This is a genomic window from Nocardioides phosphati, from assembly GCF_014646375.1.
Taxonomy (GTDB): Bacteria; Actinomycetota; Actinomycetes; order Propionibacteriales; family Nocardioidaceae; genus Nocardioides; species Nocardioides phosphati.
On record NZ_BMNI01000007.1, the window covers coordinates 1 to 25877 of the forward strand.

Consider the following 25877-nt stretch of genomic DNA (forward strand, 5'->3'; position numbering starts at 1 on the left):
AGGATTCACCCGGTGGCCGCGCCTACGTTGGAGGCACGCGCTCACTCAGGACGTCGTACACCACTCTGCTGGACTCCACTCGGGGAATTCGAGCCCCCGCAGCCTGTCGGATCACCGCCGGTCACTCGACGGGCACTTCGATTCCCAAGTCGCCCTGGGGCTCAACCAGGCCAGCCGAAGATAGTCCTCATGAACTACTCCCCACGGCCCGCGCGGATCAGCCGATCCGTTGGGCTGCTGCGGCGAGTCGGTAGGAGTCGGTCCCGGTCTCGATGATGTTGCCGCCAAAGGTGAGCCGGTCCACGATCGCGGCACAGAGTCGGGGGTCGGTGAAGGTTCTGGTCCACCCCGCGAACGACTCGTTCGAGGCGATCGCGACGGAGTTCTTCTCCTCCCGCTCGGTCAGGACCTGGAAGAGGAGTTCGGCACCGCGCTTGTCGAGCTCCATGTAGCCGAGTTCGTCGATGCACAGCAGGTCCACGCGGCCATAGCGGGCGATGGTCCGGGCCAGCTGCTTCTCGTCGGCGGCTTCGACGAGCTCGTTCACCAGCCGGGAGGCCAGGGTGTACTTGACCCGGTACCCATTCTCCGCCGCGGCGGTGCCCAGGGCGATCAACAGATGTGACTTCCCGGTGCCGGAGTCACCGATCAGACACAAGGGCTGGCCCTTCCTGACCCATTCGGCGGTCGCCAGCTGGTGGATGGTCGCGGGGTTGATGTTCGGGTTCGCCTCGAACTCGAAGTCGGCCAGGAACTTCGGCCGCGGGAACCCCGCACCGTTCACCCGACGGATCGTCGAGCGACGATCACGGTCATCGCACTCAGCGAGCAGGAGTTCGGCGAGGAACCCGGTGTAGGTCAACTGGTCCTTGTTCGCCGCCGCCACGGCGTCACCGACGAGGGCTCGCAGCGTCGGGAGCCGCAACCTGCGGCAGGCCTGGTCAACCGCCGCAGCCGCGGCTTCCTCAGTCAGCCCGCGCCGACGGCGCAGGGTGGTGGTGATGGACGTAGTGGTGCTCACGGGGTCTCCTCAACACTCAAAGCAGGACGGGCGGGGCGGGCTTGTTCGGTCGGTGGGGCTGGGTGGTTGTCGGTGCCGGTCCGCAGGCGCAGCAGCTGGTCGTACTTCTCTACGCTCGGCAGCGGGCGGGTGTCCGGTGGAAGGCCGGCGATGACCGCGGCCGGGTCCAGCAGCAGCCGCTCGGTCAGGCTCACCACCTTCCGCCGCCGCGCTTCCGCAACGACGTCACGAGCGACATCTTGTTGCTCGTCGAGGTGACGTTGTGCGACGAGGTGACGGCCAGAACCGGCCCCACCCACGGCGCCAGCGTGCTCGACCACCGCGATGGCGTCGGTCTTCGCAAGGTGGAGTCGTGCTTCCAGGGCGACGACATCGGCCGACGTTGCCCCGACGCTGATGGCTGCGGTGAGTCCGGCCTCGACCGCAGCTGCGGGCAGGTGGCGGTGCAGCAGGAGCACGTCGATCAACTCCCGGGTGCCATCAGCATCGCCGAGTCGGCGGCGCGCATTGGCCCAGAACGCCTCATGCGCCGCGGTGAACACCCCGCTCGCGCGGGCCTGCGCGAGTGCCGTGGATCCGGGTAGCGCGCCGGGCTTGCCTTTGAGGACCTCGAGGTAGTGGTCGAGGTCGACGCACTGGCCGCCCTTGGTGACGACCCGTGGGTGGCGGGCGATCTGTGTGCGGCCGCTCTTGTCGGGGTCAAACACGACGACCTCACTGGCGCGCAGCGACACCCGGACACGGCGGTGGATGAACCGCGCCGGTACCGAGTACCTGGCCATGCGCACCGTGATCAGCGAGGACCGGTCGACGCGTGGGGTGAGGATCAGTCCGGGCTCGAACCCCTCGACCGGGACCGGCGCCAGCAGCTGCCGCTCCTGGGCGAAGTCATCGGCGACGGTGCGGATGCGGTCGTTGATCCGACGCCGCTCATCGGCCAGGTCCCACTCCCGGATCTTCTCGTTGAGCTCATCGAGGGAGTCGACGACCGGCATCGGCACCAGATGGGTGCGGCGGAACCGGCCGACCTCGCCTTCGACGCCACCCTTCTCATGCGCCCCGGCGATGCCGGGCTGGCAGTAGAACGCATCGAACCCGTAATGCGAGCGGAACAGCAGCCAGCGGGAGTTCTCCACCCGATCACGAGCCGGGTCGTGCCCGCGGGCGACGACGACCTTCGACACCGCACTGGTGAGGTTGTCGTACCTGATGTGCCTTGTCGGGATGCCGCCGATCTCGTTGAAGGCGTCGATGTGCCCTTCCAGGAACGCTTCCTGGCCTTCGGTGGCATAGACCCGGTGGATCGCCTTGCCGGAGTAGGAGAGCCGGAAGGTGAACATCCGGCACTTCGTCTTCACCCCCGCGAGGATCACGTACACCTCGCCAAAGTCGACCTCCGCCTCAGCGGCAGGCGCGTGCTCTTGGGGAACCATCACCTCATTACGACGACCGGCCGCGAGGTCGATCTGCGCGCGGCGAACCCTCACGTAGTCCCTGACTGTTGAATACGACAGGTTCGTGGCGGCGTGCTCCTCAATCAGGCGCACGTGGACCCGACGAGCGGTGTGCCGCTGCTTCCGTGGAGCGTCCAGGTCACAGGTGAGCATCTCGTCGATCGCCGACTTGAACGGCGCCAACCGCGGCGACATCCGGACCGGGGTCTTCCTAGGTGGCGGCTCGGCGCCCTCCAGCGCCTGACGGACCGTCCGACGGTGCACACCATGCTTCTCCGCCAGCGCACGGATCGACATCCCCTCCACCCGCGCATCACGACGGATCGCCGCGAAAACCTCCACCCGATTCACCACCCAACAGCCCCTTCCCGATCAGCGAACCTGTCGGGATCACCGTCAACCGAGGTGGGGCCAAATCAGACCGTCACAACCATCCCCGGCGTGTCGCAAGTGGGGCCAAATCAAGCCGTCATGCCGGGGCCAACTCAGAGTGTCAGAGCCACCGGGTCGAGGCGCCGGCGGGGAGCCGGGGCGGGCTCGTCACGCTTCCGTACACCGTGACCACCGGCGGCCCGGAGGCTCAGGGCCAGGCCCACGTCCAGGTCGTGCCGGCCGGCACGCAGACCGTCGCTCCGCGCGCCGAGCCGGACGTCGCTGCCGGCGAGGTGGACGCTCCGATCGTGGTCAAGCCGCTCGACAACGACATCCCCGGGGCAGACGGCTCCGACGCGGGCGCCCACCTGGAGCTCGCCGGTCGCGTCGCACCGGTCGGCGGCCTGCAGGTCGACACCGACCGCGAGTCCGGCCGGGTGACGGTCACGGGCGCGGCGCCCGGCAGCTACTACCTGTCGTACCGCGCGGGGTTCGGAGCGGCCGAGCGGGCGGAGGGCCGGATCCGTGTCGACATCGCGCCGGCCTCGCCCCACGGCGACGCGCCGATCGCCGCACCCGACACCGCCACCGTGCACGGGATCTCGCCCATCACGGTGGACGTGCTCGCCAACGACATCGACCCGCGTGGCCAGGTCCTCGTCGTGCAGAACGCCAGGCCGTCGCAGCCCGACAGTCAGCTCCAGGTGGCGGTCATCGACGGGCGGTGGGTGCGCGTGTCGGCAGTCGACGCGGCGATGGCGCCGGCCAGCCAGTCGGTGACCTACACGATCAGCAACGGCTCTGCCACCGCCGAGGGCTCGATCAACGTCACGCAGCGGGGCGCCCTCACCGGGGCCGCCAACGCACCCGTGGCGCAGACGGACCGGATCACGGTGCGCGCAGGCGACACCGCCACGGCACCGGTCCTCGACAACGACGCGACGCCCTCGGGTGACCCGGTCGGGCTGCTGATGGACCCGTCGGTCGAGCCCATGGGCGAGCTCCGCGTCCTCAGCGCCGTCAAGGGCGACGTGGGCACGGCGTACGTCGCGGGCCGGCAGGTGCGCTACGTGGCGCCCGAGAAGGTCACCGGCGCGTTCGACGCCGACGTGCAGTACGTCGTGGAGAACACCGGCGACCCGTCCGCCGAGACCTCGATCGGCACCCTGAAGGTGCACGTCACGCCGCCCCCGTCCGCGACGAACCCCGACCTCGAGCCGACGCCGCGCGCGCTCGAGGCGCGTGTCGTCCAGGGCGATGTGGTGACCCTGAAGCTGCCGCCCACCGGCTCCGACCCTGATGGCGACTCGGTCGCGATCACCGGGGTGGCCACGGCGCCCCAGCTGGGCCGGATCCTGGCGTTCGGTGCCAACTCGCTGACCTATCAGGCCTACCCCGATGCCGACGGCACCGACGAGTTCACCTACGAGGTGAGCGACCGCTTCGGCGAGCGTGCGAGCGGCACGGTGCGCGTCGGCGTCGTCGAGGCAGGGGAGCCGCAGGCTCCGCTCGCGGTCAACGACGTGTGGTTCGCCGACCCCTCACGCACGGTCGACGTCGACGCTCTGGGCAACGACCTCCGTACGCCGGGAACGCGGGTGGAGATCCAGCCCCTGACCGACGCGGGCGCCGGAGTGAGGCTGCAGTCGAACCAGGGGCCGGTGAGCGTGCACGCGCCCGCTGACCGGGCGACCCGCAACGTCACGTACACGATCAGCAACGGGCTGGCGGAGTCGCGCGCGGTGGTCTCGATCAAGGGGCGCGAGGGCTACAACAACCCGCCCGTGACCCGCGACCTCTATGCCACGCCGAAGCCCGGCGCTGACTCCGTGACCGTCGACGTGCTCGCGGCTGTCTTCGACGTCGACGGTGCGGAGTCGGACCTCAAGCTCGACGCCCTCTCCGGTGGAGCCGGAGCCGGTGGCAAGGCCGGCACCCGGATCGAGGGCGGCAAGGCCGTGATCCCCGTCAAGGACGTCGCGCAGGTGCTCGCCTACCGGGTGGTCGACGGCGACGGCGCTGCAGCCGCAGCGGCCATCTACGTGCCCGCCCGCCCGACGGGCGCGCCGTACCTCAAGCCGGGTGCGTCGATCACGCTGAAGCCGGGCCAGACCAAGGACGTGGACCTGTCCGACCTGGTGGTGGACCCCGAGGGCGACGACGTCGTCCTGACGACCACCGACGCGATCTCGGCGTCGCCGACCGACCGGCTCCAGGTGCGGGGCGCCGACAAGGACACGCTGACGGTCTCCGCAACGAAGTCCGAAGGCCCGGGATCCGTGGTGTTCGAGGTCTCCGACCGGGCCCGGTTGACGGACCCCGAGGCGCACACGGCGTACATCTCGGTGCCCGTGCAGGTGGGTGACGTCAAGCCGGTCATCAACTGCCCGACGGTCCCGATCGAGGTGCCCGAGGGCGGGGTGAGCAAGCGCGTCGACGTCGCCTCGATCTGCCACGTGTGGACGGCCGACCCTGCGCAGGCCCGCCACCTGCGCTTCACGTCGCACTGGAGCTCCCAGCCGACGGACCTCTCGCTGGACAGCACCGACGACGGCGTGCAGATCCGCGCCGGCGCCGGCGCGCGCCGCGGACAGACCGGTGTCGTCGCCCTCGGAGCCCGCGGCTATGACGCGACCGGGGAGCTGCTGGTCCGGGTCGTCGCGCTGCCGGCCCCGCGGCTGGCACCGATCAGGCTGGACACCGAGGCAGGCAAGCCCGTGACGGTCGACGTCGACGGCTACCTGACCTCGCCCCTCCCGACGGACACCCGTCAGGCAAGGGTCATGGAGGTCACCGGGGCAGCCGGGGCGACTGCCGTGAGCAGGACGTCGGGGTCCAAGCTCACCTTCACGCCGAAGCCGGACACGCACGGCGTGATGCGCTACCGGATCGAGGTCAGCGACGTCGGCGGGAGCACGACCAGCCAGCGTCCTCGTGCCGCCGGCGACGTGACCCTCGCGGTGGTCGCGCGGCCCAGTGCGCCGACCGGCCTGGCGGCCGGGCAGGAGATGCTCGCCAACACGGTCGCGCTCACCTGGCGCACTCCCGACAACAACGGCAAGCGGATCGACGCGTACCAGGTGCAGTACTCCGGCGCGACGCACGGCACCTTCGCCTGCTCCGGATCGCCGTGCCGGGTGACGGGCCTCCGCAACGGCGACGTGTACTCCTTCAAGGTCCGGGCCCACAACGCCACCCAGCAGAACGACGGCTGGTCGGAGTGGAGCAACCAGGCGAAGGCAACGCCTGACGCCCTCACCGGGCCCCCGTTGAACCCGCAGGTGGTCCTGCAGCGTGACCGCGCGGTCACCGTGAGGTGGTCGCCGCCGGCGAAGTGCGACTGCAGCGACGTCCAGAGGTACCGCGTGTCGTGGCCGGGCGGCGTCAGGGACGTGTCGGCGACCACCCGGCAGACGGTGGTCTCCGCGCCCAACGGCGACGTGATCAGCGTGCGGATCGCCGCCCTCAACAAGAAGGGCCTCAAGCTCAACGACGGTCCGTCGACCAGCGTCACCGGCACCGGAGCCGGCCGGCCGCCCGTACCGGGTACGCCGACCCTGGCCCCGAGCAACCGGCCGGGCAACGCCTCGAAGGCGATCGGCATCTCGTGGGCTCCGGTGGGCGCCAACGGGCCGGACCCCGTGAAGTACCAGGTGCAGCGCACCGGCGGCTCGGGCACGCGGGTGGTCTGTGACTGGACAACCGCGACCCGCTGCGCCGACGAGGTCACCAACGACGGCACGACGTACCGCTACTCCGTGCGCGCGAAGAACGCCGAGGCCGACTCCCCGCGCGAGACCACGGAAGCAGGCAGGGCGCTCCACATCTCGGCGTACGGCGGGGCTCGCTCGATCCAGGCGTCCGCACCTCCGGCGCCGATCCGGATCCGCAGCCTGGTGCCGACCGGGCGCAACGGCGAGGCGAGGATCGTCTTCGACGTGGGCGCGTCCCACGGCGGGTCCAACACGGTGACCTGCTCGCCGCGGTGTGGGCAGTGGTCGTTCCCGACCGGTGGCAGGACGGGCGTCACGAGGACGCTGACCGGCTTCACCAACGGCGTGAGCACGAAGGTCACGCTGAAGGCCTGCAACGGGGCGACGCCGACCAACATGTGCGTCTCCGACGCACGCAGCGTGGTGACCTACGGTCCGATCGGGGCGATCTCGATCAACGCCACTCCCGACCGACCCGCCGTCGGCGACCGCACGACCAACTGGTCGATCTCCGTCAACCCCAACGGAGCGCCCGTGAAGTGGGTGGTCCGCAGCTCCGTCAACGGCATCATCGCGCAGGGCAAGAGCGGCAACCGCAGCTTCAAGCGCTCCGGCGGCGAGACGCTCGGCTACAGCACCACCGTGACCTACACCCTCACCGTCACCGACGCCAGTGGTCACGGTCGCACCGGCAAGAAGACCTCCAACAACGCCCGCACCGGCGCCAAGCCGACGTGCTCGAACACGCCGTCGCTGTGCCCGCCGCCTCCTACGAGCGGTGGAGGCGGTGGTGGCGGAAGTACCCCCTACCTGACGTTCAGTCAGAGTTCTACCGGAACGTGCGGTAGTGCGACTGCCTGTGATGCTCTCGGGCCGGCGTATACGACGTACGTCACGGGCCACAACTTCGCGAGCCCAAGTACGTGCACAGGGCCCTACGTTGGTGAGGACTTCGTCCTCGGCAACAACACGCACGAAGCCGGAACACTGCCGGCGGGCTACACGGTCCGGGTGTCCTGCCGCAACGGAGCCTCCGGCAGCTACACGATCAAGGCGCGCTGAGTTGGCGGTGGCCGTAGGGTGCACTGCGTGGACGACAGCCTCTTCGCGTACGGCGGGTCCCCGGCGTCCGGGGCGGACGTGCCGGGGGCCGGGTCCCTCGGCGTCAACACCCACGCCTCGGCGCCCCTCGCCGTAAGGATGCGGCCGCGGACGCTCGACGAGCTGGTGGGCCAGGAGCAGCTGAGGGCTCCCGGCGCGCCGCTGCGCCAGCTGGTGGAGGGCGACCAGTCGCTCTCGCTGCTGCTGTGGGGTCCGCCGGGCACGGGCAAGACGACGATCGCGGCGATCGTCTCGGGCCAGACCAACCGACGCTTCGTCGAGGTCTCCGCGGTCTCGGCCGGCGTCAAGGAGGTCCGCGCGGCGATCGACGGCGCGCGCCGTGAGCTGGTCGCCACGGGGCGCGAGACCGTGCTCTTCGTCGACGAGGTGCACCGCTTCTCCAAGGCGCAGCAGGACGCCCTGCTGCCAGGGGTCGAGAACCGCTGGGTCACCCTCGTCGCCGCCACCACCGAGAACCCCTTCTTCTCCGTCATCTCGCCGCTGCTGTCGCGGTCGCTGCTGCTCCGGCTCGAGTCGCTGACCGACGACGACGTACGCCGCGTGATCGACCAGGCGCTCGTCGACGAGCGCGGGCTGGCCGGCGAGGTCGACCTCGACGAGGACGCCGCCGCGCACATCGTGCGGCTCGCCGGGGGAGACGCGCGGCGTTCGCTGACCTACCTCGAGGCCGCTGCGGCGGGGGCGCGATCGACCGGCGACAAGACCGCGAAGCCGGTGATCACTCTCGCCGTCGCGGAGACCGCTGTCGACGTCGCCGCGGTCCGCTACGACCGGCAGGGCGACCAGCACTACGACGTCATCTCGGCCTTCATCAAGTCGATCCGCGGGTCCGACGCCGACGCGGCGCTGCACTACCTGGCGCGGATGATCGAGGCAGGGGAGGACCCCCGCTTCATCGCCCGCCGCCTGGTCATCTCCGCGAGCGAGGACATCGGTCTGGCGGACCCCAACGCCCTGCCGATCGCAGTCGCCGCCGCCCAGGCCGTGCAGCTGATCGGCATGCCGGAGGCACGCATCAACCTCGCCCACGCCACCGTCGCGCTGGCGGTCGCGCCCAAGTCCAACGCGGCGTACGTCGGGATCAACGAGGCGCAGGCCGACGTCCGGGCGGGCAAGGTCGGCTCGGTGCCGCCGCACCTGCGCGACGGCCACTACGCCGGGGCGAAGAAGCTCGGGCACGCGGGTGGCGCGGCGAAGCCCTACGTCTACGCGCACGACGAGCCGTTCGGGATAGCCGAGCAGCAGTACCTCCCCGACGTCGTGGCCGAGGCGGCGTACTACCGGCCCACGGAGCTCGGTGCCGAGGCCGCCATCAAGCAGCGCTGGGAGCGGGTCCGGCGGATCATCCGCGGCCAGAAGGGCTGATCGGTAACGCGTCGACATCTTCCTGGTGAAGGCTGGACCCGAACCGCTGGAGGACCCATGAAGACGCCCTGGACCGAGGAGCACGCGCGCCTGGTCGGCGCAGCCGCACCCGTCGTGGAGCCCGCGGGTGACGCCGACATCGACCGCGTCTGGAACCGCATCGCCGACGACATCGGAGACGCGCGGCCTCGTCGCCGGCGTCGCCTCCGGATGGCTGTGGGCGCCGGAGTGGTCGCGGCTGTCGTGGGCGTGTCTGGTTTCGCCGCCGCGGACATCTTCTCGGCGCACACGGGCCGCGGACCGAGCGACGCCGAGGACCTGCTCCTCGGTGGCCCGGGCGAGAAGCTCGACCCTGCTGGTGCTGACTTCGCGGCGGCGGTCAGCGAGGAGACCGACGGCATCCCGTTCCCCTCGGAGGCTGCGCGGCAGCGGACGGTCGACTTCTGGACCGCAGACCTCACCCGTGACCACCCGGCACCGAGGACGTCCGCAGTGTCCACCGGCGCGCTGCGCGCCTGGATGGCGAGTGACGCGGTCTGCTTCTGGGCCAACGAGTGGGCGGCCGCGACGCGCCACGGCGATGACAGCGCCCGCAGCGAAGCGGTCGGGATGATCGACGCCGCCGACACCTGGCCGGCTGTCACCGACATCGATCCGCACCCGTACAGCCGTCCGCAGACCCAGCAGGTCAGGGGCGCGGACGGTTCGGTCCACACGGAGCACTACGAGGACGTCAGCCAGTTCTTCTACCTGGCGCGGGTGGAGCGAGCGGCCGCCGGCGCCGATCCGGACGAGATGGCCAGGGCGCTCCTCGCCAGCGGACACGGGTGCTGGGCCCACCAGGTGCCCGACCTGCCGATGGCCGATCCGATGTACGCCGAGAGCCACGGATGGCGCCCGTGACCACCGCTGCTGAGTTCGAGGAGCTCTACCGCGCGACCGCGGGGGAGCTCTTCGGCTACTTCCGGCGCCGCACTGGCGTCGATGCGGAGGACCTGGTCGCCGAGGTCTTCACGATCGCCTGGCGCCGCCGTGGAGACCTGCCACCCGAGCCGTTGCGACGAGCGTGGCTCTTCGGGGTGGCGCGCAAGCTGCTGATCGCGGACATACGCCGCTCGGCGCGTGCCGCAGCGGCGGCAGAGGACCTGGCCACGCTGTCACCAGACGTGGCCGACCCCGTCAGCCGCAACGCTCCGGTCGTGGCTGCCGCCCTCGCCCGGCTGTCACCGGCGGAGCGCGAGATCATCGAGCTCACCGAGTGGGAGCGCCTCACGCCGGCCGAGGTGGCCGTCGCACTCGGCGTACGCGCGGGCACGGCCCGGGTTCGTCTCCACCGTGCCCGCCGGGCGCTGGCCGCGGACCCGGAGCTGCAGGCGCTCCTCGGCCGGCGCACGAACCAACACGTAGACGTGTCACACACGGCCCGCCTCGCGGAGATCGCGGATGGTTGACGGGTCAACGTGTTGGTTCGGGCAGTGCGCGGGCCGCAGGCGGCTTCTCGCCTGAACCGGCGTACGACGGGCACCACCACCGCGATAAGGTCGGGCACTGTGATCCTCGCCCTGCTCGCCCTCGTCCTGGTGGTGCTCGCGGCCGTCTGCGTCGCCGGCGTCGTCCTCGTGCGCCGCGAGCGTGAGCGCACCGAGGCGGAGCTCGCCCGGACCCGCGCCGAGGCCGCCGAGCTGCGCGCGAAGGTGGAGGCGCTGGCCCGAGCCGCGCAGGCGCCCCGGGAGCCCGAGGAGTTCGTGATCACCAGCCTCGGCGACGATCCCGACGACGTGGCTCCGACCGGCTCGGCCACCAGGGACGACGCACCCACGCAGCGCATCGACGGACGGCTCTTCGCCGACATCGTGCTGCGCGAGTCCGTGGTCAAGGCCGCCGCCCTCGGCCACGGCGTACGCCGTGCGCTGGCGCCAGAGGTCCGCAACCGGATCCGCTTCGAGATGAAGCGTGAGGTCAAGCGCTCGCGCAGGGCCCGCAAGGACGAGTACCGCCGGGTCCGCGACGAGATCCGCGCCCGCGAGCGAGCCGCCCAGCGCGTGGACCGGACAGCCGCCCAGCGCGTTGACCAGCGCGTCGACCAGAGGGTCGGCGGATGAACCCCGTGCCGGGCCGGGCGGCGATGTTCGTCGCCGGCGTCGGCGTCGGCGTCTACGGCATGGTCAAGGCACGCCGCGCGCAGGAGGCGCTGACCCCCGACGGCCTGCGTGACCGCGGCCGCGCCCTCGCACTCGGCGCCCGGATGCTCCGCGACGAGGCTGCCCAGGCCCGCACCGACAAGGAGCACCAGCTCCGCGAGAGACTCGGCCTCGCACCACTCGCACCCCCGACACCCGCCCTCACCGGGCCCCAGCACGCACAGATCGAAAGAGGCACAGACTGATGGAGACCGCCGAGATCCGCCGACGGTTCACCGCCCACTTCGCGGCGGCCGGACACACCGTCGTCCCGTCGGCGTCGCTCCTGCTCGACGACCCGAACCTCCTCTTCGTCAACGCGGGCATGGTGCCGTTCAAGCCGTACTTCCTCGGCCAGGAGACCCCGCCGTACACCCGGGCGACGAGCGTGCAGAAGTGCATCCGCACGCCCGACATCGAGGAGGTCGGCAAGACGACGCGTCACGGCACCTTCTTCGAGATGTGCGGCAACTTCTCCTTCGGCGACTACTTCAAGGAAGGCGCGATCGAGCTCGCCTGGGATCTCGTGACGAAGTCCCAGGCCGACGGCGGCTTCGGCCTCGACGAGTCCGTCCTCTACCCGTCGGTCCTCGACGGCGACGAGGAGGCGGTGTCGCTCTGGAAGCGCATCACCGGTCTTCCCGACGACCGCATCGTGCGTCTCCCGGCCAAGGAGAACTACTGGTCGATGGGCGTGCCCGGACCGGGTGGCCCGTGCTCGGAGATCCTCATCGACCGCGGTCCGGCCTTCGGCGCCGACCGCGACTGGGACGCCGGCGACCGCTACCTCGAGTTCTGGAATCTCGTCTTCATGCAGGACGAGCTCTCCGCCGTCCGCAGCAAGAGCGACTTCGACATCGCCGGCCAGCTGCCGAAGAAGAACATCGACACCGGCATGGGCCTCGAGCGCGTCGCGTACCTGCTCCAGGGCAAGAACAACATGTACGAGACCGACGTCGTCTTCCCGGTGATCGAGAAGGCGATGGAGCTCACCGGCAAGAAGTACGGCGCGAACCCCGAGGACGACGTCCGCTTCCGCGTCGTGGCTGACCACATCCGCTCGAGCCTGATGCTGATCAACGACGGCGTGACGCCGGGCAACGAGGGCCGTGGCTACGTCCTGCGCCGCCTGGCCCGTCGGGTCATCCGCAACATGCGCCTGCTCGGCTACGAGGACCCGGCGCTGCGCGAGCTGCTCCCGGTCAGCCGTGACCGGATGGGCCAGACGTACACCGAGCTCTTCGACAACTACGACCGGATCCTCAACGTCGCCAACGCGGAGGAGGACGCCTTCCGCAAGACGCTCACCTCGGGCACGCAGATCTTCGACCTGGCCGCGGCTGACGTGAAGAAGACCGGCGCGACGACGTTCGGGGGCGACAAGGCCTTCCAGCTCCACGACACCTACGGCTTCCCGATCGACCTGACCCTCGAGATGGCGGCCGAGGCCGGCCTCTCCGTCGACGAGCAGGGCTTCCGCAGCCTGATGGCCGAGCAGCGCGAGCGCGCGAAGGCCGATGCCCGTGCCAAGAAGGGCGGCCACGCCGACCTCACGGTCTACCGCGGCATCCTCGACAGCAACGGCCCGACGGAGTGGCTCGCCTACACGACGCTGGAGACGGAGTCCCGCCCGCTGGCCCTGCTGCGCGAGGGCAAGGACGTCGACGTCCTGCGCTCCGGCGAGGTCGGCGAGCTGGTCCTCGACCGCACGCCGTTCTACGCCGAGTCGGGTGGCCAGGCCGCCGACGCCGGCATCATCGAGTTCGACGGCGGCCGGTTCGAGGTGCTCGACGTGCAGCGCCCGGTGAAGGGCCTCGTCGTGCACCAGGTCCGCGTCGTCGACGGCGAGTACGCCGCGGGCTCGTCGTCCGCGGCCACGCTGCACGCCCAGGTCGACAAGGAGTGGCGCACGGGTGCCCGACAGGCGCACTCCGGCACCCACGTCATCCACGCCGCGCTCCGCGAGGTGCTCGGCCCCACCGCCCTGCAGTCGGGCTCCTACAACCGCCCGGGCTACCTGCGCCTCGACTTCGGCTGGACGCAGTCGCTCACCCCGACCCAGCTCAAGGACGTCGAGGAGGTCTCCAACGCCGCGCTGCGCGCCGACCTCCCGGTCTCGTGGGACTACATGACGCTCCCGGAGGCCAAGGACTGGGGCGCGATCGCGCTCTTCGGCGAGACCTATGACGACACCAAGGTCCGCGTCGTCGAGATCGGCGGCCCCTGGAGCCGCGAGCTCTGCGGTGGCACGCACGTCGACCACTCCTCGCAGATCGGCACGCTCGTCGTGACCGGTGAGGCGTCGGTCGGCTCGGGCAACCGCCGCATCGAGGCGTTCACCGGCATCGAGGGCTTCAAGTACCTCGCCCGTGAGCGCGACGTCGTGGGCCAGCTCACCGATCTCCTGAAGGCCCAGCCCGACGACCTCGTCGGCCGCGTCTCCGACATCGTCGAGCGCCTGCGCTCCGCCGAGAAGGAGATCGAGAAGGTCCGCGTGGGCCAGCTCCTCGCGGCCGCGGGCGACATCGCCGCGGCGGCCGAGACGGTCAACGGCGTCAAGGTCGTCGCCAAGCGCGTCGACGGCGCCAGCGGCGGCGACGTCCGCACGCTCGTCACCGACGTCCGCGCGCGCTTCGCCCCGAGCGAGGCCGTCGTGGTCGTCGTCCTCGGTGTCGCCGACGGCAAGGTCTCCGTGGTCGCCGCGACCAACGAGACCGCGCGGGACAAGGGTCTCTCCGCCAACGACCTGCTGCGTGCCGTGAGCCCGCTGATCGGCGGCAAGGGGGGCGGCAAGGCCGACATGGCGCAGGGTGGCGGCACCGAGACCGGCCAGGTCGATGCTGCACTCGCGGCTGTCGTGGCCTCCGTCCAGCAGACCGTCCAGGCCTGAGGCCCGATGCGCATCGGCGTACGACTGGGTGTGGATCCGGGCGATGCCCGGATCGGCGTGGCGCGGTGCGACCCGATGGGGATCATCGCGACTCCCGTCGAGACCGTGCCTCGCGGTGACGGCGACATCGCCCGGATCGCGGCGATCCTCGAGGAGGAGAACGCCGTCGAGGTGATCGTCGGACTGCCGCGCTCCCTCAACGGCTCCGAGGGACCGGCGGCGGTCAAGGTGCGGGCATTCGCCGGGGCGCTGGCGCGCCACGTTGCGCCCGTGCCGGTCAGGCTGTGTGATGAACGACTGAGCACGGTCACCGCCGAGGCCCAGCTGCGCTCGCAGGGACGCAAGGGCCAGAAGCGCCGCGCGGTCGTCGACCAGGTCGCGGCCGTCGTGATCCTGCAGAACGCGCTCGAGACGGAGCGGGCCCGGGGGAGTGCCCCCGGCGAGATCGTGAGCATCACCGACAACGTGGGCACCGAGGGAGACAGCGAGTGACCGAGCAGCACCCCGACCAGGTCCCTGAGGGCGCGCCGCACGAGGGCCACCACGCGGGCGAGCACAAGTCGCCCGCGGGGCACCACGGTGACCTCGCGGGAGCACTCGGCATGGCCCACGACCACGCCGGTGACCACCGGCAGGGCCGGCGGCGGGCCGGCAGCGGCTGCCTGCTGCTGCTCATCCTCGTCGCGCTCATGGGCGGCGTCGCGTATGTCGGTCTGACGAAGGGCGTCGACTGGGCGCGCGAGCAGTTCGCCGAGCCCGCCGACTACGCCGGCCCCGGCACGACGCCGGTCCTCGTCGAGGTCGCGTCGGGCGACACGGCCGACCAGCTCGGCGTGAAGCTCCGCGACGCCGGAGTCGTGCAGTCCGCCGAGGCTTACATCAACTACGCGCGCTCGCACGCCGACGCCTCCTCGCGCATCCAGGTCGGCTTCTACGAGGTGAAGAAGAAGATGAGCGCCGCCGAGGCGTTCGGGGTGCTGACCGACCCGAGGAACATCCGCACCGAGAAGGTGACCGTGCCCGAGGGGCTGCGTGTCGTCGACATCGTCGGCCTGCTCGCCAAGCACACCGACTTCTCCCGCGCCCGGTTCCAGAAGGTGCTGGCCAACCCCAGGCCGCTCGGCCTGCCGGCGTACGCGCACGGCAACCCGGAGGGCTACCTCTTCCCGGCGACGTACGCCTTCAGCCCGCACGCCAAGCCGGCCGACATGCTGAAGCAGATGGTCGACCGCTGGCGGCAGGCGGCTGCCGACGTCGACCTGGAGGCCTCGGCGAAGCGGCTCGGCTACACGCCGGCGCAGCTCATGACGGTCGCCTCGCTCGTCGAGGCCGAGGGCCGGGGTGACGACATGGCGAAGATCGCGCGCGTCATCTACAACCGCATCGAGCACCCGGGCACCGCCGGGACGGTGGGCAAGCTGCAGATCGACGCCACGGTCAACTACGCACTCGGGCGCATCGGCGTCGCGCACACCTCCACCAAGGACCTCGAGGTCGACAGTCCGTACAACACCTACCGCAACACGGGCCTGCCCCCGGGGCCGATCGAGGCGCCCGGCGACGACGCTCTCGCCGCGGCCGCCCACCCCGCGAAGGGCAACTGGTACTACTACGTGACGGTCAACCTGCGCACGGGCCTGACGAAGTTCGCGTCGACCGCGGCGCAGTTCGAGAAGTTCAAGGCGGAGTACAAGCACTACTGCGCGACCCAGTCGGACCGGTGCTGATGAAGTGCGCCGTCCTGGGTGACCCGATCGCCCACTCGCTCTCCCCGATCCTGCACAAGGCGGGGTACGCCGCACTCGGCCTCGACTGGACCTACAAGGCGCGGCGCGTCGCGTCCGGGGGCCTGGAGGAGTTCCTCGCCGGCTGCGGTCCGGAGTGGCGTGGTCTCTCGCTGACCATGCCGCTGAAGCGCGAGGCGATGGCGCTGGTGGACACGGTCACGGACCGGGCCCGGCTGGCCGGCGCGGCCAACACGCTGGTGCTCGACGAGGGCACGATCCACGGCGACAACACCGACATCCCCGGCGCGGTCGCAGCGATCCGCGAGCGCTACGACGGCCGGGTGCTGAGCGCGACGATCCTCGGTGGGGGCGCAACGGCGGCCTCCGCCGCCCTCGCGCTCTGCGACCTCGGCGCCACGGACATCCGGCTGCTGGTCCGCGACGCCGACCGTGCCGCCGACACCGTGGCCGCCATCCACCGGCACCCGTCGGCCCCGATGGTCACGGTGGGCTCGCTCGCCGACGACTTCGCCGAGGGCGAGGTCCTCGTCTCGACCATCCCGGCCGACGCGCAGACGCCCGACCTGGTCTCGCGCTGTGACGACGTCGAGGTCACCTTCGAGGTGCTCTACCACCCGTGGCCCACGCCGCTCGCGCGCGCGACCAACGGTGTCCTCGTCGGCGGTCTCGACCTGCTGGTCCACCAGGCGGCGATCCAGTTCTCGCTCTTCACCGGCCACGAGGCGCCACTCGCGGAGATGCGCGCAGCGGGCGAGGCCGAGCTCGCGGCCCGGACGGTCTGATGCATCCGGTCGTCGCGGCCTGGTGCGCGGTGGTCGCCGGCGTGTCCGGCTGGTTCGTCCCCGCGCTGGTCGCGCGGCTTCCCGAGCCGCCGGCCCCGGACGTGGCCGAGGGCGAGGAGCCACCCACCCCCAAGATCCCGTACGCCGACCTCGCGGCCGCCCCGGGCCTGGCCTGGAAGGCGGCGCTCGCTGCCGCTGCCGCAGGTGCTGCCTTCGGCGCCGTGCTCGGGGCCGACTGGTCCCTGCTCTTCCTGCTCTACCTCTGCCCGGTCGGCGTCGCGCTCGGCTACGTCGACTGGCGCCTGCGGCTGCTGCCCACGGCGCTGATCCGGCCGTCCTACCTCGTGGTGGGGGTGCTGCTGGTCGCGGCCGCGCTGCTCGAGGGTGAGCCACGCCGTCTGCTGCACGCGATCATCGGGCTGGTGGTCCTCCGTGGGCTCTACTGGCTGCTCTGGCGGTTCACCCCCGGCATGGGCTTCGGCGACGTGCGGCTCGCCGGTGTGATCGGCCTGGTGCTCGGCCATGCCGGCTGGAGCGCCCTGCTCGTCGGCGGCTACGCAGGCTTCCTGCTCGGCGTCATCCTGTGGGTGCCGATGCGGCTGCTGCGGCTGACCACCGACCGGTCGTTGCCGTTCGGGCCGTTCATGCTCGTCGGGGTCGTGGTCGGCGTCGTCTGGCAGACCGTCGTCGCCTAGGCATGGACGGGAGCGACGTCCGCCGGGGGAGCAGCGCGCAGATGCATGCATGCACGCATGAAAGGATGACCCCATGCTTCGCTGGCTCACTGCGGGCGAGTCCCACGGACCGTCGCTCACTGCAATCCTCGAAGGTCTCCCGGCACACGTCGAGGTGACCTCGGCCGACATCGCCGACTCCCTGGCCCGTCGCCGCCTCGGCTACGGCCGCGGTGCCCGCATGGCGTTCGAGCAGGACGTCGTGACGATCACCGGCGGCGTCCGCCACGGCAGGACCCAGGGTGGCCCGATCGCGCTCAGCGTCGGCAACTCCGAGTGGCCCAAGTGGGAGACCGTCATGTCGGCCGACCCGGTCGACCCGAGCCTCCTCAAGGAGACCGGTCGCAACGCCAAGCTGACCCGGCCGCGCCCGGGCCACGCCGACCTCGTCGGCATGCAGAAGTACGACTTCGACGAGGCCCGCCCGATCCTCGAGCGCGCTTCCGCCCGCGAGACCGCGGCGCGTGTGGCGCTCGGCCGCGTTGCCTCCAACTTCCTCGCGCAGGTCCTCGACGTCGAGATCGTCAGCCACGTCATCGAGCTCGGCGGCGTGCGCACCACGGGCACCGACCTCCCGGTGCTGGCCGACCTCGAGAAGCTCGACGCCGACCCGGTGCGCTGCCTCGACGCAGCGTCCTCCGCGGCGATGGTCGCGCGCATCGACGAGGCCCACAAGGCCGGCGACACCCTCGGCGGCGTGGTCGAGGTCGTCGTCTACGGCCTGCCGCAGGGCCTCGGCTCCCACGTCCACTGGGACCGTCGCCTCGACGCCCGCCTCGCGGCCGCGATGATGGGCATCCAGGCGATCAAGGGCGTCGAGATCGGCGACGGCTTCGAGCTCGCCGCCACTCCCGGCTCGCTGGCCCACGACGAGATCATCCGCGACGAGACCGGCACCATCCGGCGTACGTCGGGGCGCGCGGGTGGCACCGAGGGCGGCATGTCCACCGGTGAGGTCCTCCGGGTCCGCGCCGCGATGAAGCCCATCGCGACCATTCCGCGGGCGCTCAAGACGATCGACGTCGCCACCGGCGAGGAGGCCGTCGCCCACCACCAGCGCTCCGACGTCTGTGCCGTCCCGGCCGCGGGCATCGTGGCCGAGGCGATGGTCGCGCTCGTGCTCGCCGACGCGGTGGTCGAGAAGTTCGGTGGTGACTCCGTGCAGGAGACCCGCCGCAACGCGCAGGCGTACCTCGACGCCATCAACTTCAAGTGAGCAAGCCCCGCGTCGTGCTGGTCGGTCCCATGGGGGCCGGCAAGTCGACGGTCGCGCGCCGCCTCGGCGCCCACTGGGGGCTGCCCGTCCGCGACACCGACCAGGACATCGAGGCGACCGCCGGCAAGCCGGTCAGCGAGATCTTCGTCGACGAGGGCGAGGAGCACTTCCGTGCCCTCGAGGTCGAGGCGGTGCGTGCTGCGCTCGAGGGCCACGACGGTGTCCTCGCGCTGGGTGGGGGAGCCGTCCTCGCGGAGGCCACGCAGCAGGCGCTCGAGGGCCACACGGTCGTCTACCTCGAGGTCGGCCTGGCCGATGCAGTCAAGCGGGTCGGGCTCGGCCACGGCCGCCCGCTGCTGCTCGGCAATGTCCGCGCCCGCGTGATGAAGCTCCTGGAGGAGCGCGCCCCGATCTACGACGCCGTCGCGACGATCACCGTCGACACCAACGGCCGTACCCCCGACGACGTCGCCGCGGAGGTCATCCGCCGCGTGGAGGAGACCGCATGAGCCAGACCGAGACCGTGCTGCACGTGGGCGGCGCCTCGCCGTACGACGTGGTGATCGGCCGCGGCCTGGCCGACCGGCTCCCGGGGCTGCTGGGCGAGGGTGTCCAGCGGGTCGCCTTCCTCTACGCCGCCGAGCTCGAAGAGCTCGCGCAGCCCGTGCTCGACGCGATCCGGCCGCACTACGACGTGCTGGCACTCGGCCTGCCGAGCGGCGAGCAGACCAAGGACGCCGACGTCATCTTCCAGTGCTGGGAGGCCCTCGGCGAGGCCGGCTTCACCCGGTCCGACGCGGTCGTCACCTTCGGTGGCGGCGCGACCACCGACGCCGGCGGATTCGTCGCCGCGTCGTGGCTGCGCGGTGTGAAGGTGGTCCACGTGCCGACCACGCTGCTGGCCATGGTCGACGCCGCCGTGGGCGGCAAGACCGGCATCAACACCGCTGCGGGCAAGAACCTCGTGGGCGCCTTCCACGAGCCGGCCGGCGTCCTCGTCGATCTCGACACGCTGCTGACGCTCCCGCGCGCGGAGCTCGTCGCGGGCTTCGGCGAGGTTGTCAAGTGTGGCTTCATCGCCGACCCGGAGATCCTCGCGCTGGTCGAGGCCGACCCGGCTGCGGCCACCGACCCGGCGGGTGACGTGCTGCCCGAGCTCGTGCAGCGCGCGATCCAGGTCAAGATCGACGTCGTGGTCGACGACCTCAAGGAGACCGGCGGCCGTGACGGCCACCCGGGGCGCGAGGCGCTCAACTACGGCCACACGATGGCCCACGCGATCGAGCGTGCCGAGGGCTACACGATGCGCCATGGCGAGGCGGTCGCCATCGGGTGCGTGTTCATCGCCGAGCTGGCCCGGCTGACCGGCCACATCGACGCCGAGCTGGCCGCGCGCCACGCCTCGACGTTCTCCGCGGTGGGCCTGCCGACGACCTACGACCGGGCCTCGTTCGACGACCTGCTCGCCGCGATGCGGGTCGACAAGAAGTCGCGCGGCAACACCCTGCGCTTCGTCGTCCTGGACGACCTCGCGAAGCCGGTCGTCCTCACCGGCCCGTCCGAGGAGCACCTCCGCGCGGCGTACGACGTGATGGCGGGCGCGACCGGGCAGGATGCCTGACATGCAGCGCGTGCTCGTCCTCAACGGCCCGAACCTCGGGCGCCTCGGCCGCCGCCAGCCGGAGATCTACGGCACCACCACGCACGACCAGCTCGCCGAGCTGTGCGCGCAGTGGGGCACCGAGCTCGGCCTCGCCGTCGAGACCCGGCAGACCAACCACGAGGGCGTCATGCTCGACTGGCTCAACGAGGCTGCCGACGACGCGACGCCGGTCGTGCTCAACGCCGCCGCCTGGACGCACTACTCGTGGGCGATCTTCGACGCCTGCGCCCAGCTCGTGGGGCCGCTGGTCGAGGTCCACATCTCCGACCCGAAGCAGCGCCCGGAGGAGTTCCGCCACACCTCCGTCGTCACGCCGTACGCCGCGGCCGTGATCGCGGGCCAGGGCATCGACGGCTACCGCCAGGCGCTCGGCGCGATCGCGGGTCTGCTGCCTGCCGACTGACCGCCGTCCAGCGCGCGTCAGCGCTTGTAGACGAAGACCCAGCGCTCGCCGAGCTCGGCGCGCAGACGGCCGAGCAGTGCCTGCGCGTCTGCGTCGTGCTGCCGCTGGCGTGACTCGGTGTGCCACCGGTCGGCCCACTCCTGCAGGTCGCGCGCGAGCGCCACGCTGACGCCGAGCTCGCGGACCAGCTCCTCGGGCTCGCCGAACATGAGTCCGTCCTGGTCCCACAGCGGGACCGGCACGGTGTCCTCACCCATCAGCCGGATGACCGTGCCGTCGGGCGGCGGCTGCCACGGGTCGTCCGAGTCCGGGATGCGGCTGCCGTCGGGCATGAACGCGAACCAGCCCGACGTCCCGTCAGGGGAGAGGAGGCGGTCGGGAGGCAGGTCGCTCATGGGGCGATTGTGCTCCCGCCGGCGTGCACCGCGGGACACATTTCTCCGCTCGGCGCCCGGGTCGCCGTGGGCGGAGGACGCAGCCCGGGGGAAGTGTGTCCGCTCGGGTACATCGCTCCAGCACACCCGCCGGAACCGGGAGGCTCCGGCGCGCGTCGTACGGACATCTCACCTATCGAGGAGTCCCCATGACCAGTCCCCGTGCCCTCGTCGTCGGCGTCGCCGCCCTCGTCCTGCTGCTCGTGCTCGCCGCGCTCGCGGCGTACACCCTCGGCGCCCAGCGCCATGACAAGGCTGGCGACCAGGCCGTGACCGTGTCCGGCTCCGGCAAGGTCACCGTCGTACCCGATCTGCTGATCGTCGACCTCGCCGTGAAGGTCACCCGCCCGACCAACGCGGAGGCGCTGGCCGAGGGCAACAGGGTCGAGAAGAAGGTCACCGACGCCCTCGAGAAGGCGGGCGTCGCGAGGAAGGACATCCGCACGACCGGGTTCTCGGTCAACCCGCACTACGTCTACGACCGCGACGGCGAGCACCCGCGGGGGTTCGACGCCGAGCACGCGATCCGCGTCTACGCCCGCGACCTCGACACCGCCGGCCGGATCCTCGGCGACGCGGTGACCGCCGGTGGCGACGACGTGCAGATCCGGAACACCCAGCTCACCCTCTCCGACAAGGCCAAGGCGATGGACGAGGCCCGCGCCAAGGCGGTCAAGGACGCCCGCAGCCGTGCGAAGGCGTACGCCGACGCCGGCGGTCGCGACCTCGGCAAGGTGGTCCGGATCCGCGAGCGCGAGGCGTCGTCGGGCTACGTGCCGTCGGCTGCGGCCGACAGTGCGGCCGTCCTCAAGGAGAGCCGCGGCGCGGTGCCGATCGAGCCGGGTGAGCAGAAGCTCCGCGTCGATGTCGAGGTCGTCTTCGAGCTGGAGTGAGCGCCGGTTCGTGCCCGGGCAGCCGCCACGTCTAGACTTGGCGGCTGCTGCGGCCGGCCAGCCGGACGCGCACCCTGATCACTGACACATGAAGAGGTTCACGCGCGCATGGCTACCACCAACGACCTGAAGAACGGCATGGTTCTCAACCTGGAAGGCCAGCTCTGGCAGGTCGTCGAGTTCCAGCACGTGAAGCCGGGCAAGGGCCCCGCGTTCGTCCGCACGAAGCTCAAGAACGTCGAGTCGGGCAAGAACGTCGACAAGACCTTCAACGCCGGCACCAAGGTCGAGACCGCCACGGTCGACAAGCGCACGTACCAGTACCTCTACAACGACGGCCAGGCGTACGTCTTCATGGACGGCGACACGTTCGAGCAGGTCGAGGTCCAGCCGGAGCTCATGGGCGACGCGCCCAACTACCTCCTCGAGAACATGGACGTCATCATCGCGATGAACGAGGGCCGCGTCCTGTACGTCGAGCTCCCGGCCTCGGTCGAGCTCGTGATCCAGTACACCGAGCCCGGCGTCGTCGGTGACTCCGCGACCGGCCGCACCAAGCCGGCCACGCTCGAGACCGGGCACGAGATCCAGGTCCCGCTCTTCATCGAGAACGGCGAGAAGATCAAGGTCGACACCCGCGAGGGCGGCGCCTACCTGTCCCGAGTGAAGGGCTGATGAGCGCTCGCGGCAAGGCCCGCAAGCGGGCTCTTGACCTGCTGTTCGCCTCCGAGCTCCGCGGGGAGAGCGCGCGCGACGCGCTCGACCGCGCGATCGAGGACGGCGAGGGTCCGACGAACCCCTACACGACGACGCTGGTGCTGGGCGTTCTCGAGCATGCCGAGGAGATCGACGTGCTGCTCACCGAGTCGGCTCAGGGCTGGTCGCTCGAGCGGATGCCGGCGGTCGACCGCAACGTGCTCCGTCTCGGCGTCTACGAGCTGCTGTACGTCGACGACGTGCCCGCCGCGGTTGCCATCACCGAGGCGATGAACCTGGTCCGCGACCTGTCGACCGACGAGTCACCGGCCTTCGTCAACGGCGTGCTCGGCGCGATCCAGCGCAAGTCCGCCTGAGCATCGCCTTCGGCCCGTCGTGGTCCCTGCGGGGAGCACGACGGGCCGTTCGCGTTCCCGGCCTCGTCCCGGAATCGGGTGGGCGGAAGTGCAGCGGATTGACCCGTCGGTAACTTAAGGTGCTGTGGTGCAGATCACCCGCCGTAGCCTGATCCGGACCGGTCTCGCGGCAGCAGCCGTCGCCGGCATCGTCCGCCCCCAGCTCGCCCTCGCGGCCGGCTCCGTCTCCGCAGCCGGTACGACGCTGGCCCGCACGTGGCAGCGCGGTCCCGCGGGCACCGGCGGCTACCGCAAGGTGGTCGCAGGACCGGGGGAGCCGCACACCGTGCGCACCGAGTTCGTGGTGCCGGCGGCCGACCGCGCCACGCGCCGTCGCGGCGTACTCGCCTTCGCGCAGCTCTCCGACGTCCACATCGTCGACGCGCAGTCGCCGATGCGCCTGGAGTGGGTGGACCGCTTCGACGACACCGACATCGACGGCGACCCGACGACCGGGCTGGCCTCGTCGGCGTACCGGGCGCACGAGATGCTCTCGACGCAGGTCGCCGACGCGATGGTCCGCGCGATCAACGACGTCGCGTCCGCCTCACCGGTGACCGGCCTGCCGCTCGACTTCGCGATCCAGACCGGCGACAACGCCGACAACGCGCAGTACAACGAGACGCGTTGGAACATCGACGTCCTCTCCGGCGGCACCGTCCTCACGCCGGACTCGGGCAACCGGTCGAAGTGGGAGGGCGTGGCCGACCAGGACTTCCTGAGCTACGACCCGCACTACTGGCACCCCGACGGCCAGCCGCTGCTGCGGCCCGTCGACCTGCCGCGCCGCGAGTACGGCTTCCCGACGGTGCCCGGCCTGCTCGATGCCGCACGCCGTCCGTTCGCACCCGTGGGCCTGCGGATGCCGTGGTTCACGGCGTTCGGCAACCACGACGGGGGAGTGCAGGGCAACTTCCCGCCGGGCACCCTCGGCGCCGGCATGAGCGCCATCGCGACGGGCAGCCTCAAGATCATCAGCCCGCCCGCGGGCCTCAGCCAGGCCGACCTGCTCCACGCCCTGCGCACCGACCCGCTCGGCCTGCTCAACAACCTGCTGAACACCCTCGAGATCGGCACGCACGTCCGGCTGGTCAGCCCCGACAAGGACCGCCGGATCCTGAACCGGCGCCAGATCGTCGAGGAGCACTTCACCACCACCGGCACCCCGGTCGGCCACGGCTACACGGCCGACAACCGCGCGCAGGGCACGGCCTACTACACGTTCGTGCGGGGCGACGTGCAGTTCCTCGTGCTCGACACGGTGAACCCCAACGGCTATTCCAACGGGTCGATCGACCAGCCGCAGATGGACTGGCTGACCGCCGAGCTGGCGGCGCCGCGTGCGGCGCTGCAGGTCGTCTGCAGCCACCACACGAGCGAGACCATGGACAACCCGCTCATCGTGACCGGGGGCGACCTGTCGCCCCGCGTCCAGGGCCCCGCGGTCGTCGCGCTGCTCCAGGACCACCCGCGCGTCATCGCCTGGGTCAACGGCCACACCCACCGCAACCAGGTCTGGGCCCGGCCGGGCGGCAAGCGCGGCTTCTGGGAGATCAACACCGCCTCCCACGTCGACTTCCCGCAGCAGTCGCGTCTGCTCGAGATCGCCGACAACGCCGACGGCACGCTGTCCATCTTCTGCACGATGGTCGACCACGCCGCCCCGGCGTCGTACTCCGGGAGCCTGGCGAACACCGTGCAGCTGGCGGCGCTGGCGCGCGAGCTGAGCGCCAACGACTGGCAGGAGCACACCTCCAACCGCAGCGGTGCGCTGAGCGACCGCAACGTCGAGCTGGTGATCCAGAAGCCGTAGCGGGCGACTGCGCGGCACGCGATCGGGGAACCGTCTGCCCGTGAGCGTCAAGGGCGAGGTCGAGCGGGCCGATCGGAGCGACCTGCTGGACGCGGGTGTGCGCTTCGGACTGGTCGCCTACGGGCTGGTCCACCTCGTCCTGGCGTGGCTCGCGCTGCAGCTGGCGCTGGGGAACCGGCAGGGCCGGCTCGACCGGCGAGGCGCGGTTCACCAGCTCGCCGAGCAGCCGTTCGGCATGGCCGCGGTCCTGCTCGTCGCCATCGGCATGGCCGTCCTGGTGGTCTGGCGGGTCCTCGAGGTGTTCGTCGAGCACGGCGACGAGGACCCGGGGGAGCGCTGGCGGCACCGTGCCGTGGCAGCCGCCAAGGGCATCGCCTACGGCGCCATCGGCGCGAGCGCAGTCTCCGTCCTGCTCGGCCACGGCAGCTCGCGGCCCGGCCAGAAGGAGCAGGGCTGGTCCGCCCGGATGATGGGCTGGCCCGGCGGACCGTGGCTCGTCGCCGGGGTCGGCGTCGCGCTCCTCGGCTACACGGTCGGCATGTGCTGGCGCGGGCTCAGCGGTCGCCACCGCGAGCACCTCGATGCCGAGGGGCGCAGCGGCGAGAGTGGCTCGCTCTACCTCCTCGTCGGCACCATCGGGTACGTCGCCAAGGGACTCGCCTTCGGGATCGTGGGAGGACTCTTCATCTGGGCCGCGGCCACGCACGACCCGCGGCGCTCGGGAGGGCTCGACCAGGCGCTCGGACGCCTCCTGCGCGAGCCCGCCGGGCCCTGGCTGCTCGGCGCGATCGCGGTCGGACTCGCCTGCTACGGCGTCTTCCAGCTCGTGCGGGCGCGCCACCTGTCGCGGTGACGGGCCCGCGGGACCGGGTTCGGGGATGCGGCCGTGCGCCTGTTAGGGTGGGCGTCGTTCGACATCCTTTAACGAGCCGTCCCGTGAGGCGGAGAAGGAGTCAGCAGCG

At 71.3% G+C, this 25877-nt stretch carries 23 protein-coding genes; 20 read left to right on the top strand and 3 right to left on the bottom strand.

The genetic code is table 11. The features are described 5' to 3' along the window. Positions 1-217 precede the first annotated feature (217 nt). On the bottom strand, positions 218-1003 hold the full coding sequence (istB, locus tag IEX47_RS13105) for an IS21-like element helper ATPase IstB (RefSeq protein ID WP_373289229.1): 786 nt from the start codon (positions 1001-1003) through the stop codon (positions 218-220). A gap of 14 nt (positions 1004-1017) precedes the next feature. Further along, the gene (gene istA, locus IEX47_RS13110) at positions 1018-2829 is read right to left on the bottom strand and encodes an IS21 family transposase (RefSeq protein WP_229662862.1); all 1812 of its coding nucleotides are present in this window, start codon (positions 2827-2829) and stop codon (positions 1018-1020) included. A gap of 203 nt (positions 2830-3032) precedes the next feature. Here istA and IEX47_RS13115 point away from each other — a divergent pair, with 203 nt between their 5' ends. The 15 genes from IEX47_RS13115 to IEX47_RS13185 all read left to right on the top strand — a co-directional run bounded on the left by IEX47_RS13115 (position 3033) and on the right by IEX47_RS13185 (position 20663). Then, positions 3033-7622 carry an Ig-like domain-containing protein gene (locus IEX47_RS13115; protein ID WP_188784463.1) on the top strand — a complete coding sequence of 1530 codons (4590 nt, stop codon included), beginning with the start codon at positions 3033-3035 and terminating at the stop codon, positions 7620-7622. Positions 7623-7649: 27 nt separating this feature from the next. Continuing rightward, positions 7650-9047, top strand: coding sequence for a replication-associated recombination protein A (locus IEX47_RS13120; RefSeq protein ID WP_373289224.1), 1398 nt, complete (start codon positions 7650-7652; stop codon positions 9045-9047). Between the two features lie 57 nt (positions 9048-9104). Further along, a complete protein-coding gene (locus IEX47_RS13125) occupies positions 9105-9950 on the top strand; it encodes a hypothetical protein (protein ID WP_188784464.1) in 846 nt (281 codons plus the stop codon). Next, on the top strand, positions 9947-10498 hold the full coding sequence (locus tag IEX47_RS13130) for an RNA polymerase sigma factor (protein ID WP_188784465.1): 552 nt from the start codon (positions 9947-9949) through the stop codon (positions 10496-10498). Before IEX47_RS13125 ends, IEX47_RS13130 begins: the two co-directional genes overlap by 4 nt. A gap of 99 nt (positions 10499-10597) precedes the next feature. Then, on the top strand, positions 10598-11149 hold the full coding sequence (locus IEX47_RS13135) for a hypothetical protein (RefSeq protein WP_188784466.1): 552 nt from the start codon (positions 10598-10600) through the stop codon (positions 11147-11149). Further along, positions 11146-11433 carry a DUF6167 family protein gene (locus IEX47_RS13140; protein ID WP_188784467.1) on the top strand — a complete coding sequence of 96 codons (288 nt, stop codon included), beginning with the start codon at positions 11146-11148 and terminating at the stop codon, positions 11431-11433. The genes IEX47_RS13135 and IEX47_RS13140 overlap by 4 nt, the downstream gene beginning before the upstream one ends. After that, complete coding sequence (gene alaS / locus IEX47_RS13145; RefSeq protein WP_188784468.1) at positions 11433-14117, top strand: alanine--tRNA ligase; 2685 nt, start codon at positions 11433-11435, stop codon at positions 14115-14117. The genes IEX47_RS13140 and alaS overlap by 1 nt, the downstream gene beginning before the upstream one ends. Before the next feature lie 6 nt (positions 14118-14123). After that, positions 14124-14609, top strand: coding sequence for a Holliday junction resolvase RuvX (ruvX, locus tag IEX47_RS13150; protein WP_188784469.1), 486 nt, complete (start codon positions 14124-14126; stop codon positions 14607-14609). Next, a complete protein-coding gene (gene mltG, locus IEX47_RS13155) occupies positions 14606-15844 on the top strand; it encodes an endolytic transglycosylase MltG (RefSeq protein WP_188784470.1) in 1239 nt (412 codons plus the stop codon). The genes ruvX and mltG overlap by 4 nt, the downstream gene beginning before the upstream one ends. Beyond that, a complete protein-coding gene (locus IEX47_RS13160; RefSeq protein WP_188784471.1) occupies positions 15844-16647 on the top strand; it encodes a shikimate dehydrogenase in 804 nt (267 codons plus the stop codon). Before mltG ends, IEX47_RS13160 begins: the two co-directional genes overlap by 1 nt. Then, positions 16647-17342, top strand: coding sequence for a prepilin peptidase (locus IEX47_RS13165; RefSeq protein WP_188784472.1), 696 nt, complete (start codon positions 16647-16649; stop codon positions 17340-17342). The genes IEX47_RS13160 and IEX47_RS13165 overlap by 1 nt, the downstream gene beginning before the upstream one ends. 73 nt (positions 17343-17415) lie before the next feature. Beyond that, a complete protein-coding gene (gene aroC, locus IEX47_RS13170; RefSeq protein WP_188784473.1) occupies positions 17416-18597 on the top strand; it encodes a chorismate synthase in 1182 nt (393 codons plus the stop codon). After that, complete coding sequence (locus IEX47_RS13175; protein WP_229662863.1) at positions 18594-19106, top strand: shikimate kinase; 513 nt, start codon at positions 18594-18596, stop codon at positions 19104-19106. Before aroC ends, IEX47_RS13175 begins: the two co-directional genes overlap by 4 nt. Continuing rightward, on the top strand, positions 19103-20218 hold the full coding sequence (gene aroB / locus IEX47_RS13180; protein ID WP_188784474.1) for a 3-dehydroquinate synthase: 1116 nt from the start codon (positions 19103-19105) through the stop codon (positions 20216-20218). The genes IEX47_RS13175 and aroB overlap by 4 nt, the downstream gene beginning before the upstream one ends. A gap of 1 nt (position 20219) precedes the next feature. Next, positions 20220-20663, top strand: a complete 444-nt coding sequence (locus IEX47_RS13185) for a type II 3-dehydroquinate dehydratase (protein WP_373289225.1) — start codon at positions 20220-20222, stop codon at positions 20661-20663. Positions 20664-20680: 17 nt separating this feature from the next. On the opposite strand, the gene IEX47_RS13190 is transcribed toward IEX47_RS13185, so the two are convergent. Next, entirely contained in the window at positions 20681-21058 is a 378-nt protein-coding gene (locus tag IEX47_RS13190) for a hypothetical protein (protein WP_188784476.1), read from the bottom strand. A 188-nt stretch (positions 21059-21246) separates the two neighbouring features. Between IEX47_RS13190 and IEX47_RS13195 the strand changes: the two genes are divergently transcribed. The 5 genes from IEX47_RS13195 to IEX47_RS13215 all read left to right on the top strand — a co-directional run bounded on the left by IEX47_RS13195 (position 21247) and on the right by IEX47_RS13215 (position 25768). After that, entirely contained in the window at positions 21247-21990 is a 744-nt protein-coding gene (locus IEX47_RS13195) for an SIMPL domain-containing protein (RefSeq protein WP_188784477.1), read from the top strand. Between the two features lie 108 nt (positions 21991-22098). Beyond that, entirely contained in the window at positions 22099-22665 is a 567-nt protein-coding gene (gene efp, locus IEX47_RS13200; RefSeq protein ID WP_188784478.1) for an elongation factor P, read from the top strand. After that, positions 22665-23063 carry a transcription antitermination factor NusB gene (nusB, locus tag IEX47_RS13205; protein ID WP_188784479.1) on the top strand — a complete coding sequence of 133 codons (399 nt, stop codon included), beginning with the start codon at positions 22665-22667 and terminating at the stop codon, positions 23061-23063. The genes efp and nusB overlap by 1 nt, the downstream gene beginning before the upstream one ends. 127 nt (positions 23064-23190) lie before the next feature. Continuing rightward, positions 23191-24915: a TIGR03767 family metallophosphoesterase gene (locus tag IEX47_RS13210; protein ID WP_188784480.1), complete on the top strand. Its 1725-nt coding sequence runs from the start codon at positions 23191-23193 to the stop codon at positions 24913-24915. A gap of 40 nt (positions 24916-24955) precedes the next feature. After that, positions 24956-25768, top strand: coding sequence for a DUF1206 domain-containing protein (locus IEX47_RS13215; RefSeq protein ID WP_188784481.1), 813 nt, complete (start codon positions 24956-24958; stop codon positions 25766-25768). The last annotated feature ends 109 nt before the right edge of the window (positions 25769-25877 follow it).

Bases quoted from the DNA above. Each gene is read 5' to 3' on its own strand.
- IEX47_RS13125 (WP_188784464.1), top strand. From the start codon at position 9,105: ATGAAGACGCCCTGGACCGAGGAGCACGCGCGCCTGGTCGGCGCAGCC.
- IEX47_RS13140 (WP_188784467.1), top strand. From the start codon at position 11,146: ATGAACCCCGTGCCGGGCCGGGCGGCGATGTTCGTCGCCGGCGTCGGC.
- alaS (WP_188784468.1), top strand. From the start codon at position 11,433: ATGGAGACCGCCGAGATCCGCCGACGGTTCACCGCCCACTTCGCGGCG.
- ruvX (WP_188784469.1), top strand. From the start codon at position 14,124: ATGCGCATCGGCGTACGACTGGGTGTGGATCCGGGCGATGCCCGGATC.
- IEX47_RS13160 (WP_188784471.1), top strand. From the start codon at position 15,844: ATGAAGTGCGCCGTCCTGGGTGACCCGATCGCCCACTCGCTCTCCCCG.
- IEX47_RS13165 (WP_188784472.1), top strand. From the start codon at position 16,647: ATGCATCCGGTCGTCGCGGCCTGGTGCGCGGTGGTCGCCGGCGTGTCC.
- aroC (WP_188784473.1), top strand. From the start codon at position 17,416: ATGCTTCGCTGGCTCACTGCGGGCGAGTCCCACGGACCGTCGCTCACT.
- aroB (WP_188784474.1), top strand. From the start codon at position 19,103: ATGAGCCAGACCGAGACCGTGCTGCACGTGGGCGGCGCCTCGCCGTAC.
- IEX47_RS13185 (WP_373289225.1), top strand. From the start codon at position 20,220: ATGCAGCGCGTGCTCGTCCTCAACGGCCCGAACCTCGGGCGCCTCGGC.
- IEX47_RS13190 (WP_188784476.1), bottom strand. From the start codon at position 21,058: ATGAGCGACCTGCCTCCCGACCGCCTCCTCTCCCCTGACGGGACGTCG.
- IEX47_RS13195 (WP_188784477.1), top strand. From the start codon at position 21,247: ATGACCAGTCCCCGTGCCCTCGTCGTCGGCGTCGCCGCCCTCGTCCTG.
- efp (WP_188784478.1), top strand. From the start codon at position 22,099: ATGGCTACCACCAACGACCTGAAGAACGGCATGGTTCTCAACCTGGAA.
- nusB (WP_188784479.1), top strand. From the start codon at position 22,665: ATGAGCGCTCGCGGCAAGGCCCGCAAGCGGGCTCTTGACCTGCTGTTC.